Annotated in this window: 18 protein-coding genes; 1 reads left to right on the top strand and 17 read right to left on the bottom strand. The window is 47.9% G+C overall.

The window, feature by feature from the left end; genetic code table 11:
• Positions 1–260: 260 nt before the first annotated feature.
• From ELR70_RS13215 to ELR70_RS13225, 3 genes are read right to left on the bottom strand one after another with little or no spacing between them, the layout of a single operon-like run.
• Positions 261–743 carry a hypothetical protein gene (locus ELR70_RS13215; protein ID WP_054013757.1) on the bottom strand — a complete coding sequence of 161 codons (483 nt, stop codon included), beginning with the start codon at positions 741–743 and terminating at the stop codon, positions 261–263.
• Between the two features lie 38 nt (positions 744–781).
• Complete coding sequence (locus ELR70_RS13220) at positions 782–1042, bottom strand: ogr/Delta-like zinc finger family protein (protein WP_054013756.1); 261 nt, start codon at positions 1040–1042, stop codon at positions 782–784.
• Positions 1042–1248, bottom strand: a complete 207-nt coding sequence (locus tag ELR70_RS13225; protein ID WP_054013755.1) for a hypothetical protein — start codon at positions 1246–1248, stop codon at positions 1042–1044. Before ELR70_RS13225 ends, ELR70_RS13220 begins: the two co-directional genes overlap by 1 nt.
• Before the next feature lie 212 nt (positions 1249–1460).
• Between ELR70_RS13225 and ELR70_RS13230 the strand changes: the two genes are divergently transcribed.
• Complete coding sequence (locus ELR70_RS13230) at positions 1461–1919, top strand: hypothetical protein (protein ID WP_054013754.1); 459 nt, start codon at positions 1461–1463, stop codon at positions 1917–1919.
• A gap of 89 nt (positions 1920–2008) precedes the next feature.
• On the opposite strand, the gene ELR70_RS13235 is transcribed toward ELR70_RS13230, so the two are convergent.
• From ELR70_RS13235 to ELR70_RS13290, 14 genes are all read right to left on the bottom strand, one after another.
• Positions 2009–2341, bottom strand: a complete 333-nt coding sequence (locus ELR70_RS13235) for a hypothetical protein (protein ID WP_054013753.1) — start codon at positions 2339–2341, stop codon at positions 2009–2011.
• Entirely contained in the window at positions 2338–2820 is a 483-nt protein-coding gene (locus ELR70_RS13240; protein ID WP_054013752.1) for a hypothetical protein, read from the bottom strand. Before ELR70_RS13240 ends, ELR70_RS13235 begins: the two co-directional genes overlap by 4 nt.
• 30 nt (positions 2821–2850) lie before the next feature.
• Positions 2851–3027, bottom strand: a complete 177-nt coding sequence (locus ELR70_RS24880; protein WP_160317349.1) for a hypothetical protein — start codon at positions 3025–3027, stop codon at positions 2851–2853.
• Between the two features lie 473 nt (positions 3028–3500).
• A complete protein-coding gene (locus ELR70_RS13245) occupies positions 3501–3833 on the bottom strand; it encodes a type II toxin-antitoxin system RelE/ParE family toxin (RefSeq protein WP_054013751.1) in 333 nt (110 codons plus the stop codon).
• Positions 3834–3845: 12 nt separating this feature from the next.
• On the bottom strand, positions 3846–4082 hold the full coding sequence (locus ELR70_RS13250; protein ID WP_054013750.1) for a type II toxin-antitoxin system Phd/YefM family antitoxin: 237 nt from the start codon (positions 4080–4082) through the stop codon (positions 3846–3848).
• Positions 4083–4188: 106 nt separating this feature from the next.
• Entirely contained in the window at positions 4189–4431 is a 243-nt protein-coding gene (locus ELR70_RS25080) for a hypothetical protein (RefSeq protein WP_206613311.1), read from the bottom strand.
• Positions 4389–5231, bottom strand: coding sequence for a contractile injection system protein, VgrG/Pvc8 family (locus ELR70_RS13255; protein WP_206613312.1), 843 nt, complete (start codon positions 5229–5231; stop codon positions 4389–4391). Before ELR70_RS13255 ends, ELR70_RS25080 begins: the two co-directional genes overlap by 43 nt.
• A gap of 9 nt (positions 5232–5240) precedes the next feature.
• The gene (locus ELR70_RS13260) at positions 5241–5654 is read right to left on the bottom strand and encodes a phage tail protein (RefSeq protein ID WP_054013748.1); all 414 of its coding nucleotides are present in this window, start codon (positions 5652–5654) and stop codon (positions 5241–5243) included.
• Positions 5654–9805 (bottom strand): phage tail tape measure protein, encoded by a 4152-nt coding sequence (locus tag ELR70_RS13265; protein ID WP_128064596.1) that lies wholly within the window; start codon positions 9803–9805, stop codon positions 5654–5656. Before ELR70_RS13265 ends, ELR70_RS13260 begins: the two co-directional genes overlap by 1 nt.
• Before the next feature lie 4 nt (positions 9806–9809).
• On the bottom strand, positions 9810–9941 hold the full coding sequence (locus ELR70_RS13270; RefSeq protein ID WP_082353080.1) for a GpE family phage tail protein: 132 nt from the start codon (positions 9939–9941) through the stop codon (positions 9810–9812).
• Positions 9942–9967: 26 nt separating this feature from the next.
• Positions 9968–10252, bottom strand: a complete 285-nt coding sequence (locus ELR70_RS13275) for a phage tail assembly protein (RefSeq protein WP_054013746.1) — start codon at positions 10250–10252, stop codon at positions 9968–9970.
• A gap of 51 nt (positions 10253–10303) precedes the next feature.
• Entirely contained in the window at positions 10304–10822 is a 519-nt protein-coding gene (locus tag ELR70_RS13280; protein WP_054013745.1) for a phage major tail tube protein, read from the bottom strand.
• 15 nt (positions 10823–10837) lie between these two features.
• Complete coding sequence (locus ELR70_RS13285; protein ID WP_200908191.1) at positions 10838–12004, bottom strand: phage tail sheath protein; 1167 nt, start codon at positions 12002–12004, stop codon at positions 10838–10840.
• A gap of 98 nt (positions 12005–12102) precedes the next feature.
• On the bottom strand, positions 12103–12324 hold the full coding sequence (locus ELR70_RS13290; RefSeq protein ID WP_054013743.1) for a phage tail assembly chaperone: 222 nt from the start codon (positions 12322–12324) through the stop codon (positions 12103–12105).
• Positions 12325–12336 lie beyond the last annotated feature (12 nt).

The following is a 12336-nucleotide window of genomic DNA, read 5'->3' on the forward strand; positions in this document are numbered from 1 at the left end:
ATATAGCTGGGCATTGGCACTTTGCTTGAGAGCGGCGCGGATTCTACTGCGCCATGCACAGCTAAACAGCACTAAACGGGGCTCAAATGTTGGTTGAGCAGAGCCGCTGGTAGTCGTTGTGTTAGTTGTCGTGTCGGTAACAGGGTTATTCTGGAGGTGCTTTTCAAGCTCTAGCGATAAACGCTTACGCTCTTGTTGCCAAAAGTCGACATTGGCGCGCTGCGGCCTTAAAGATTTGTGGGCATAGCCTGTACACATGGTCATAGCGCACCAGCCTTAGCCGTATTGCGGCTAACAAAGACAAGGGGTAAACCGGTTAACTGGGCGCGGGCCTGGGCTTCGGTATCTGCTACAGCGCTGACCGTACGAATGCGAGATAATTTGGATAAAGTTTGATTGCCAGAGGCAACAAGAAAGGTATAAATCACGTTTTGTATTCCCATAAATAACTGAATATTTATGGTGGATCGGGTAGCCGCAAGACAGTGTCCCAAAACGAAAGACACAGAGGGGGCGTTTTCTTTGGCTCCCGACCCATGCCCCCATAACCAGCGTAATAATGCATGTATCAGCGTATTATTACGCTGATATGGAGGAATGTGGTACGTCAAGTTTTCGTTTTGTCTCACTGCCTGTGGGTGTCTAATCCACCGGCATGGTGTTGATTGCTTGTCTAAGGCAATCGGGTCAAGTATGGCATTGCCACATATCATCTGCAAGGGGTTTTTTGTGCCTATTGTCATATTTTTAGCGCTCCTTGTTGTTATTTTTGTGGGGCAGGTTAACCTGCTTTGCGGTTACGCTGGCTCTCGCACCACTGGGCGCGTGCGCTCATTGGCAGGTTTACATCCGGGTTCGGGTTGGCGCTGGGCGTCACTGTTCGTACTATTTCTTCCAGCGTGGCAAACACAAAGTTGCAGTCTTCATTTGAGCAGCGATACACCTTTTCACGGGTAAGCTGGCTTTGTTTCTTCGTTCTGCGTTGATTGGCTCGATGGCCACAATGCGGGCAATCAATACCCAAACCCTTGGATGTTCTCATTATGCTGCTCCTTCTTCCAGCCGGTATTCCTCCGGCAGCGCATCAATGATCCGCTGCGCGTTGTCGTGCCAAAGCTGGCGCTTAGGGTCGTTCAGGAATTTAATGATCAGGTTGTAATTGAGCTTATGGGTGTTGCAAAACGCCATCAGCTGCCCGCGTGTCTGGTGCATTTTGGTTAACGCACCGCGTATTTGATCTGAGGTCATAGTGTTACCAGTGTGTTTATCATCCTAGAATTGTGTTTAATTAAAGCGTTAAAGGTGACTTTGGTCAATATAAAATGTGTCTATAGTCTATTTTTGTGTGATTTGGGATTATGGCTATGTTCAGAATCAGCAAATCTTTTTGGCGTATTGATTGTTTTGTTGAGTCAATTAGCACTATAATCGAAAGAAATATGACGATAGGCACATTTAGTATGAATGCAAAGGACACGTTTGTAGACAATATGAAGACTGTATTGGGCACAAACAAAGTGAAAGACCTGGTACGCCAGGCAAATGATCAGGGCATTGAACTTGATTACTCATACGTTATGGATGTTCGCAGAGGTTCACGTAATCCAAGTGCAGACAAGGCCGGGCAAATAGTGGCCATGCTGACATTGTTGCCTGGCTACGACTGGGTTGAACTCTGGATGTTTTTTATTCCCGATTATTTTAAACAGCATTCGGGGAACGCGCTTAAATCAAAACAGCTGACACCAAGTGAGGTGTCTAAGCTGGTTGATGAGCTACTGGTGATGGCCTGTCGTTTTAAGATCCTGAATCTGGAGAAGCTGCAGTTCGAACAACTTCAAGAACTGGCACAGTTTATTATTCAGCAAAGGGAAGAAGAAAAGCCTGATAGCAAAATGCGTTTAACAGGCTCTGACTAATAGGTGTGTTTAAAGGGCAAATGTAGTCTTTCAGTGATTGTATAGATTCATTCTGGGTTGATATTAGCTGCAAGGTTTAGACAGATAAGTCATTTAACAGCTTTTAGCTTTGTAGGCTTGTGAGTTGATGGTTGTTTGATGATGCTTACCGTATTGTCAGCTTTAATAGTGGCTAGATCTTCTATGTACTTTATTAACGCTTCTTCGTATTCTTTGTCAGCCTGAATTTTGTCAAAGGTGTTGGCCATTTGCCTCGATTCATAGGATTGCATACATAGTTTGTGGGCTTGCGGTGTATGGGCTTGTTGTTCAGCTTCTTGCCAGGTAAGTTCGTTCGATTCTTCTAGGTTTAGAAACGCGCGTATGCTCTTAACTGAGATATATAAACAAACAAAGATTTTGATCAGTGCGAAAGCCGTCATTGTGTTACTCGTTCCTTGGTTCTAATCGTGGTGTACAGCCAAAACAGAGCCATCAATGATACAGAAACTTCAATGGCCGGGACGCAGTATTTGTATAAACCGCCTAGTAAATTGGTTTCCAGGACCATGCGATCAATGTATCGTGCAGCCTGAATAATTAGTAACGAGAAAAAGCTAATAGCGATAAAGGTACTGAGCTTACTTCTGGCTATCCCTAACTTTTGATGTATGAGCAGTAGCAGCCAGATACTAATGGCATCGAAAACAATCCAGGTTGTGTACCAAAGGTGCCTTTTGGTTTCGATATCTTCAACCGCATTAATATCAACCGCTATGCGCACCATAAGAAGTTGCGCAAACGTCCATACAGTTAATGAAATCAAAGATGATTTATCAGCACGAATGAAAATGCCTGCAACAATCATAAAAATGGTTGCTATCCAAACATTGCTGACAAAATCAGTAATAAAGCTGCCCACTGCTAACTCCTTTAATTATGGCTGAGCTGGCTAATTGCTTGCTGGCTTAATACTGAGCACCACAATCGGCTCTTCACCCAAACCATTACCTCCAATGATGTTACTTCTTTTCATTTGTGGTTCATTGCCTGAACCGTTACCGCCACTTACAATACGAGTTGCGCCCTTGGTTAGTGGTACTGCTTTTTTGTAAACATGCGTTTTCATGTCCTATCTTCCTTTATGGTTATAACCCGCATTTATTCTACAGTTTGGTATAGTCAAAGCAATTCGTGAAAGTATGGACCGTTCCTAAAACACGATAGAACCATCTCGATTGATGCGTTGTTCTGGCGCTTTAGAGTTCGCTTTTAATGATTATTTTCATAATGTTGCCTAGTATTTAAGGCGTTTACATAAACAATCACAACAGTCCTTGTCTACCACTGACAGCGAACCTAATTGTTATTGCTCATAAATATACATTTATTCTCTCTTTTTTCACAGCTTTTTTGAAACAAAAAACTAACAGGTAAAATGAGAGAAGAGTGAAAAGATGTCCTTAACATACAGATATAAATGATGTTTGTACTATTTTTAGTCAATTGGGCGGATGTTTTTTTTATGTTACGTGTCTTACGTGTAGTTACGTATTTTAGTGATAAGCAAAGAGCCAGCGATGTGCGCTGGCCCTCTCAAGATTAAAATTGGCTGAACTGTCGAATGAGTGTTTCGTAGTCCATTTTTACATGACAAAAAATCAAAACGTAAATATCAAATCTGTCACCTGTCTGGCGTATTTCATACACAAACCGGTAATCACCTTTGATTAGCTCTCTGAACTCGGGGGCCTCGTAGTACTTACATGCCTTTCCGCATTCAGGGAAGGTTTCTAACTGAGTTTTAAAGTCCGTTATGGTGGACTTAATTTTATCCCTCGCAATGTCGGTGCCTTCGGTGTGGGCACGCCAGTTGATTGCGTCTTTAATGTGGTATTGTGCGTGTTCGGTGATCTGGATATTTACATTCTTCATTGTCTACCTATTTTAAATTGAACTTAAAAAGTCATCGATAGGCGCGGTCTTGCCTTCTTCAATGTCTTTTCTTGATTGTAATAGTAGCGTCATGAAGGCCATTTTTTCTTGCTGATGCTGGTAAGCCTCGTGCGTTTGCACCACTAATGACTCTTTGCCATTTTGTGTTACAAACAACGGACTAAAACCAAGTTCATCGGGCAAGTTTGCCGCATTGGCTTTCATTTGGCTGATGGTTGCTAGTTTCATGTGCGAATTCACTTTTTGGTTGGTTGCGAAATGTTGGAAAGCCTCTTAACGGGCTTTGGTCTAAATATAGACCGATTCAATGTGAATAGCAACTATCGAACCAAATTTAGACCGATTGTTTTTGCTCGGTAATTTCGGCCTGTTCGGTATGTTTTATCTCAAGCTCTAGCGATGAGGTGTACCCGGCGCCATTCAGCGTGTGCGCGACCTGCACCAATATCCAGCTAGTACTGTCTATTTGTGGTTTAAACCCCGTTACAGTGACGGGCGTTTCTGGGAACAATTCGGGCTGGCCCTGGGCCAGCGTCAGGCTAAAGCTGGCAATACCACGTTGTATACGCTCCCACATGGCGCGGGCTGCACGGGTGGCGGTGGCTTTAGATGCATAGATGTGGCGCAGGGTTTTAATACCATCCCCCCAGTCAGCTCGGACGCACTTTCTGATTTTTGCACGGTGACGCTTTCGCGCCTGGCGGCTTTCTCGTTTTGCCAGTAGGCGATAACACCGGCATACGCCTGGCGGTCGGCTATGCTAAAGCGATGCTGATCACCCGATTGCCTGGTAATTTTAACCGGAGGCAGGGGCTGGCCAGTGGCACTGACCGCCTGGCCCGCGGCAATAAACAACAGGTTATCGTTTTTAACGGTGGCGATAGCGTCGTACTGTTCGGCAAGGCGTGTTAAGAACTGGGCGTCAGACTCGTTTGCCTGATCAATGTGATCAATCATTTCTGCATTTAAATCAGGGCTAACTTTAGCGGTCAGGTTGTTACGCTGGGCGATGGTTTCGATAATGCTGCCAAGTGTGACCTGGTGATAGCTTTGCTCGTGAGACTTTAACAGTGAGCCGCGCATGTCGGCAGACTTGCCCCGAATGGTGAGGGTGTCCGGGGCGCCGCTGTGTTCCACTTCGTCAATGGTGTATGAGCCTTTGTCTACCAGCTCACTTTGTTCATTGTGCCGATAGCCAAGCTTAACCTGCATTTTGGCACCCTTACGGGGTATATCTAACAGGCCGGAACTGTCATCGAGCTGTATTTCAATGGTATCGGCCTCAAAGCCCCGATTATCGGTGAGTGTCAGGCTGATCAGCTGTGCGCTTATTTTGATGTCTTTGCCATCCACGGTTAACTGGTAGTCGGGTGTCATGTGCTTGTCCTACATCGAGAGTTTGTGAGCAATTTGCTGGGTGTTTTTTTCGTCAATGCGCTTGAGCTCAATGCTAAACTCGATTTTGCGCGCTGAGCCATCGCCCAGTAATTCGCTATGGCCAGCGGTTATTTTCTCAATGACAAAAAAGCCGTGCATGTTGCCGTTGCCGTCAATCAGTGGGTAGCCTTTGCCTGTTTCAGCCATGCTAGCCACTTCGTTTAAGCTGGGTTCGCCGCCGGTAAACTCGGGCATGAGCACGCCCGACAGCACTTTGGTTTCATCACCGGCGCCCAGGAACTGAGTAGCGGGCCGGGTTCCAACCCGGTTATTGGTTGGGTGGCGCCAAACCATTGTATGTTGGGTTTGCTGTGGGGCCAGGGTTTTGCGCGCGAAAACGAAATAGCCCAGTGTCATCATCATTATTCTATATCTCCCAGGGTTGATCTGATTTTTGCCTGTTGCGCACGCTGGTAGTGCTCAAATTGTATGGCAACCTGTCTGGCAATGTCTTGCTCGTTGGTGCCTGGTGCGGCTTGAATGGTGATTGGCGCATGTATTGACGCGTCAATCTGGATGGCTTTGGGCTGCTGGTTAGCCACAGAACGCGCTTTGTCTGGTTGGTATAACTGTGATCCGCTTACAAAGGTAGGCTGCTCAGCTTTGCTAAATGGGGCTGGCTGAGCAACAGCCGACAAACTAGCAGCCCCAACCACAAACGCGGTGCCTGCCAAAGTTTTGCTAAGCGTATTTACTTGCTTAATTGGCTCGCTTTGGCTGCGCTGAATGCCTACCTGCAGCCCTTGCATGGTCTGGTCGCCCATGGTGGCAAAGACCTTACTGGGAGAGGCAATCCCCAGCGTTTGCTTTAATGATGCAATGGCACTTTTGCTAATACCAAAAATGGACTCTTTGATTAACTGCAATTTGTTCTTAATGCCGTCGCCAAAGCCGTCTATTGTCATTTCGCCCAGGCTCACAAACTTACCAGGTAAGTTAGTAAAAAAGCCGATCACCGAATTAAAGTGACTGGTGATCATGTTCAAAGGTGACCAATTGAATAGAGCCTTGAAGGTCTGCCAGCCAGCAGCCGCGGTTGCGTTGATGTTTGGCCAGAGATTGCTAAGCCAGTTTGTGGCAGCAGTGAAAGCACTTTCGATGGATGCTAAAGGCGACCAGGTGAATACTGATTTAAAACGCTGCCAACCTGAAGCCGCGGTCGTGTTGATGTTTGACCAGAGATTGCGAAGCCAGTTGCTGGCAGGTGTAAATGCGCTGGTGATTGATGCTAAAGGCGACCAGGTGAATACTGATTTCAATCGCTGCCAGCCTGCAGTCGCAGTTGCGTTGATGCTTGGCCACAGGTTAACAAGCCAGTTCCTGGCTGAGTTAAACGCGTCGGCGATAGATGCCAGTGGTGACCAGGTGAATACTGATTTTAAATTCTGCCAGCCTGCCGCCGCGGTCGCGTTGATGTTTGGCCATAGGTTAACGAGCCAACCTTTTACCGATCCAATGTTATTGATGATCAGCCCGAGGGGAGTCCAACTAAACACCGATTTTAATGTTTGCCATCCTGCAGCCGCGGTTGAGTTAATGCTGGGCCACAAATTACTTAGCCAGTTCCTGGTCGACGAGAATGCACCGGTGATGGACGCCAAGGGTGACCAGGCAAAAACCGATTTTAAACTTTGCCAGCCTGCCGCCGCGGTTGAGTTGATTGCTGGCCAGAGATTGCTAAGCCAGTTTGTGGCCGGTGTGAATGCGCCGGTGATGGACGCCAAGGGTGACCAGGTAAAAACCGATTTTAAACTTTGCCAGCCTGCCGCCGCTGTTGCGCTAAAGGTTGGCCATAGGTTTGCGAGCCAACTTTTTACAGCGCCAAAGTTGCTGATGAGCAGCCCCTGGGGAGTCCAACCAAATACCGATTTTAATGTTTGCCATCCTGCAGCTGCGGATGTGTTGATGTTTGGCCAGAGATTGCTAAGCCAGTTTGTGGCAGCAGTGAAAGCACTTTCGATGGATGCTAAAGGCGACCAGGTGAATACTGATTTAAAACGCTGCCAACCTGAATCCGCGGTCGTGTTGATGTTTGGCCAGAGATTGCGAAGCCAGTTGCTGGCAGGTGTAAATGCGCTGGTGATTGATGCTAAAGGCGACCAGGTGAATACTGATTTCAATCGCTGCCAGCCAGAAGCCGCGGCAGTGTTGATGCTTGGCCATAGGTTTGCAAGCCAGCTTTTTGCTGCTCCAAAGTTGTTAATGATCAGCCCCAAGGGAGTCCAACCGAATACCGTTTTTAACGCTTGCCACCCAGCAGCCGCGGTTGCTCTGATAGCTGGCCACAGATTGCCAAGCCAGTTTGTGGCCGGTGCGAATGCGCTGGCGATGGATGCCAGCGGCGGCCAGGTGAATATCGACTTTAAGCTTTGCCACTGTGACCGAGCGGTTGCTTTTACCGATGGCCATAAATTTGCCAGCCAGCCTCTTATCGCTCCAAAGTTGTTGATGATCAGGCCCAGCGGTGACCAATCAAATATGGCCTTTAATGTCTTTGGCCACTCACCAATTGCGGCCAGAGATTCAGTCACACCTTCAGAAACGACAGCCTTTAGTGTTTGCCATGTTTTGCTGAAAAAAGCGCTTACTGAATCCCAGTGTTTTACCAGGAAGTAACCCGCGGCAACCAGTGCGGTAATACCTGCGATAACCCAGCCAATTGGTGAACTGATCAACGCCAGTGAAAAAACGCGGACTGCAGCTGCTGTGCCTTTGAGTAGTGTGCCAAACTTACCAGCACCCAGCGCTGCCAACTTAAAGCCCTTGCTTAGCATTGGTAAATGTTTAATGCCCATTACGGATAGGGCATATTTGGTCATCACGATCGGACCTATCAGCCCCGCAATCATGACTGTGAGTGTGCCACCAATCGCTGCAAATGCAGCTGCAGCTGCTGCGACCTTAAACAGTGTAGCGGTAAGCTCTGGGTTCGCTTTCATCCAACCGCCAATGCTGCGTACAACGCCGGTTACGTCTTGAATCAATGTGCGTATGCCTGAGTCGTTGCCCTCAAACAACTCTATACCTACATCATCCCAGGCCGATGCCAGACTCTGCAGGTCGCCTTTGGCGTTGTCGGCCATCACTTTGGCGACTCTGGCGTTTTCGCCTGCAGCGTTTTTAAGTACGTCGGTAAAGGCTTTTATTGCGCCATCGCCTTGTTGTTTGATGAGTTCGCTGACACCTGTGCCGGCTTCTTCGCCGAATATGGTTTTAAGGATGCCTGCGCGATCTGCATTACCCATCTGAGCTGTGGCTTTTACAACGTCCTGCAATATCTTGGGGATAGGACGTAAATTGCCCTGAGCGTCTTTGGTTTTTAAACCCAGCTCTTCCATCGCCTGTGCGGCAGGGCCAGTTTGACTGCTTAGCCTGTTCAGCAGGGCACGTAAAACGGTACCACCCTGACTGGCTTGAATACCCACATTGCCAAGCAGGCCGGACATAGCGGCAGCTTCTTCTATGCCAATGCCTAAATCGCGAGCGGCAGGCGCCACGTATTTCATGGTTTCGCCCAGCATGGTTAGATCTACATTGGCGCGCGTTGTGGTGGCTGTGAGCACATCACCCAGGCGACCCATTTGATCTGCTGCTAAGCCAAACCCTGACAGGATATTAGAGGCAATGTCTGAAGTGACAGCTAATTCTGTGTCGTTGGCTAGCGAGAGATCTAACAGCCCCGGCATGGCCTGCTGTATGGCCTTGGCGTCAAACCCCGCCATGGCTAAATAGCTCTGGCCCATGGATACATCGTTAGCGGTAAAACTGGTTGTTGCGCCCAGCTCTCGGGCTTGTTGCCTTAGTGCTTTGAGTGCGGGATCTTCTTTATCGAGTCGTGTTAATGCCTGGACTTTTGACTGTGCCGTGGTGAACTCCAAACCAGGCTGCAGGAACTGGCCCGTTGCATACAGTGCAGCTGTGCCCGTAGCTGCACCCACGGCACCATTTGTGGCCAGATTGCTTTGTAAGTTGAGTCCGCTATCGAATTTGCTACGTGCTTTATTGAGTTGTTTTTGCTGCTTAGCCACACCTTGCAGGTGTTTTTTTTGTGCAGCTAACTGCTTATTTGCCTGAGACAGGTCGTTGGTTAGCGTGCGTTGATGAGCTGCTAGCTTTTTAGTATCAATGCCCGCTTCGCGCAAGGCCTCGCGTTGTTTGTGCTTGGTGGCGGTGAGTTGCTTAACCTGGGTCGTGAGTTTAACGGTTGCGGCCCTGGCTTGTTCAAACTCTTTGGTTAGCTCTTTACTTGGGGATTTAGCATGATCCATTTGCTGAGCCAGACGTTTTACATAGGCCTGGGCTTCTTTTAACTGTGAAGAGGTTACGCCCAAAGACTTGCTTATTTTTCGGTAGCCCTCAATTTGTGCAGATTGCTTGTTCAGCGATTTAATACGCTTTTGAGCCTGGCGCAGCTGCTCAGTGGTATGGCCGCCAGCGGCACGCATTTTTTTGAATGGGGCGGTGATTTTATCAATGGCATTGAGCAATACCTTTATTTCGAGTTTGTTACCCATACACTTAGTCCTCTTCAGGGTTATTGATTTGGTTCCAGCGGTTGATGGCTTTTTCTCTCCATTGCATTAAATCAACAATACTCAGCGCGTCCATTTCGCTGAGCTGCCAACGAAAAACGATGGCAATATCTGCCATCGCTTCATCTACAAGGTCGGGTAGGGCTACACCTTTAAACTCTTCGGTACGAAAAAATTTGCAGCTTCACCTGCCAGAGTTACCAGGTTATCGAGTTCTAAATCGTCGATGTCGTGCTTTGTTAGTATTGGGTCGCTGATGCGTGGCAGCAGGGCGGTTACTGCGTTTACGTCTAGGTTGAGTAAGTCGGACAACGACAAACCGCGCAGTTCTCCGGCTTTGGGTTTACGTAGCTGGATTTCTTCAATCGTTTTTTCGCCACGGGCAATGGGTGTCTCGAGTTTTACGGTTTTAAATTCAGGTTTTGACATAGTTGTGCCTTTAAATTAGTTGTTGAAGGCCCGCGCAGAGCGGGCAGGGAGTTAGAGTCCGATCGCCTGGCGAATTTCTGCCATTGCGTCGGTGCCATCTGGGCGCTTGTCGATAAAGTTCACCAGGTCGATTTCGCGGATCACCTGGCCATCGATGATGAGTTTGTAGTACGTATTGATCATGGTGACTTTGGTCGTGCTGTTGTCACCGGGTTTGTATGTACCAGGGTCGAACTCTTTGAAGCGGCCACGGCAGACGACTTCGATACTTTGTACTTCGCCAGTATCGTCGCGTTGAATTGCACCAGCAAAGCGCAGCTGAATACCATCGATGGTTTGCGCACCTTGTTTGCCCATCATGTCGACGTTAACGCCGCCTAAGGTAAATTCCACATCTAATGCGCTGTCGTCGTAACCCATATCTATTTGCACTGCACCAGGCATACCGCCCGAACGGTAGCTTTCAAATTTTCGGGTGAGCTTGGCAAGGGTGACTTCTTCTGCTTCGCCTGCATAGGCTTGGCCATCGACGAAGACGTTTAAGTTTTTTAATTTTCTGGGTAATGCCATCTGTTCAGCTCCTTATTAAGCACCGCCAACCGCGAAATCGACCAGGTAACGGTCGGTGATCCGCTGGCGCAGGGTTAGGTTTTCGAGTGGGGGCACTGGCGTATAGTCGTAGTCAATAAACAGCTGGCCAGCTTTGAGGGTATCTTTGTCGTTTGTGTCTTCTGCATACCAGGCTTGACCATCGATGATGTAACCGCTGGTTTTGAGTTCACGGAACTTGGCGTTTATGCCTTCTACAATGTCTTTTACCAGCGTTGGAGTAAGTGGTTTATCAACCGCCCACATGTGGGATTCTGCAATACTATCTGCCAACACCTGAGCGGTACGCGTGTAGTTTTCAAATTGGAACAAGGGGTCACTTGAACATGTACGTGATCCCCAAAAGCGGAAGCCACTTTGGTTGATCAGGGTGGTGACTTCGTTGCTGTTCAGGTAGCCGGCATCGGTTGCCGGGTCTTGTAAATCCCAGAATACGGGCTTTGATGTCGCGGTGACGCCATCCACGGCAATGTTAGATAGCGTTTTGTGCCAGCCTTGTTCTTTGTCTATTCTGGCTCGCAGGCCAAGGGCCCGAGCGATGGCATAGGCGTTTTCATCTTGTTGGGTATCAACATTAAACGCCACAAAGTCGGGCCAGATAACCATGACCTCACGGGCGCCAAAGTTCTCACGATAGGTGACGGCCTGCTCTTTGGTTTGGCAGCCATAGGCGGATACATAAGCAAAGGCGCGCAGTTTTTTGGCCACTGCGACCAGCTCGGTTGCCACTGGTAAATTGTCCAGGCCTGGTACGCCAATGATGCGCGGCTTTACTTTTAATTTGGATTGAGCCGCAAGCATGGCTTTTAACCCGGTGTATTCGCCGTCCGACGTGGTTGTGCCAACAATATTGGCGGTTGTTTCTGACTCGTTTGTACCTTGCGCAACACGAACAACAACACACATTGTGTTTACCTGATCAGCAATGGCCTGCAGCGAGCGCTTTAGCGTGCCTTGTGTACCAGCTTTACCAATGGCTGTTTGTACGTTCGTCAGTAATACGGGTTGATTGAGTGGGAATAGTGTTGTGTCTGCATCGTCTGCAATGGCAACAATGCCAATCACGGATGTTGATACGGTGCGGATTGTGCGCGTGCCTTCGTTTATCTCGATGACACGTACACCGTGGTGGTAACTCATAATTTAGCTCCGGTGCTGTTGTTAATTAACAGTGGTAGAGTGCAAATAGCACCGAAGCTAAGCCAGCTATTTGAAAGGTATAACTGGCGGGATAGTGGTAATTAAGAGGTTGGCGGTGTTGGCCAAACTATTGGGGTCGTGTCAATAATATCTCTGACAACTTGCCTTACTGCTTTCCTGTATTCGCTGTATTCATTTACTTTTTCTGCAGATAGTTCGCAGTCATTCAATTGAGTCCAATCGGTTTCTTTAAGAAGTTTATTTCTCTCAGACTTAGCCCATCCGATATGATATTGGAGCATATCTTCTGATTTAATTTCCATACTTGTTACCTA

This window comes from Pseudoalteromonas sp. R3, assembly GCF_004014715.1.
Classification (GTDB): Bacteria; Pseudomonadota; Gammaproteobacteria; order Enterobacterales; family Alteromonadaceae; genus Pseudoalteromonas.

Coding starts and splice junctions, on each gene's coding strand:
- ELR70_RS13280 (WP_054013745.1), bottom strand. CDS start 10,822: ATGGCATTACCCAGAAAATTAAAAAACTTAAACGTCTTCGTCGATGGC.
- ELR70_RS25080 (WP_206613311.1), bottom strand. CDS start 4,431: ATGTGGGAGCGTATACAACGTGGTATTGCCAGCTTTAGCCTGACGCTG.
- ELR70_RS13230 (WP_054013754.1), top strand. CDS start 1,461: ATGAATGCAAAGGACACGTTTGTAGACAATATGAAGACTGTATTGGGC.
- ELR70_RS24880 (WP_160317349.1), bottom strand. CDS start 3,027: ATGAAAACGCATGTTTACAAAAAAGCAGTACCACTAACCAAGGGCGCA.
- ELR70_RS13250 (WP_054013750.1), bottom strand. CDS start 4,082: ATGAAACTAGCAACCATCAGCCAAATGAAAGCCAATGCGGCAAACTTG.
- ELR70_RS13255 (WP_206613312.1), bottom strand. CDS start 5,231: ATGACACCCGACTACCAGTTAACCGTGGATGGCAAAGACATCAAAATA.
- ELR70_RS13265 (WP_128064596.1), bottom strand. CDS start 9,805: ATGGGTAACAAACTCGAAATAAAGGTATTGCTCAATGCCATTGATAAA.
- ELR70_RS13220 (WP_054013756.1), bottom strand. CDS start 1,042: ATGAGAACATCCAAGGGTTTGGGTATTGATTGCCCGCATTGTGGCCAT.
- ELR70_RS13235 (WP_054013753.1), bottom strand. CDS start 2,341: ATGACGGCTTTCGCACTGATCAAAATCTTTGTTTGTTTATATATCTCA.
- ELR70_RS13270 (WP_082353080.1), bottom strand. CDS start 9,941: ATGGCAGATATTGCCATCGTTTTTCGTTGGCAGCTCAGCGAAATGGAC.
- ELR70_RS13215 (WP_054013757.1), bottom strand. CDS start 743: ATGACAATAGGCACAAAAAACCCCTTGCAGATGATATGTGGCAATGCC.
- ELR70_RS13225 (WP_054013755.1), bottom strand. CDS start 1,248: ATGACCTCAGATCAAATACGCGGTGCGTTAACCAAAATGCACCAGACA.
- ELR70_RS13290 (WP_054013743.1), bottom strand. CDS start 12,324: ATGGAAATTAAATCAGAAGATATGCTCCAATATCATATCGGATGGGCT.
- ELR70_RS13275 (WP_054013746.1), bottom strand. CDS start 10,252: ATGTCAAAACCTGAATTTAAAACCGTAAAACTCGAGACACCCATTGCC.
- ELR70_RS13260 (WP_054013748.1), bottom strand. CDS start 5,654: ATGATGATGACACTGGGCTATTTCGTTTTCGCGCGCAAAACCCTGGCC.
- ELR70_RS13245 (WP_054013751.1), bottom strand. CDS start 3,833: ATGAAGAATGTAAATATCCAGATCACCGAACACGCACAATACCACATT.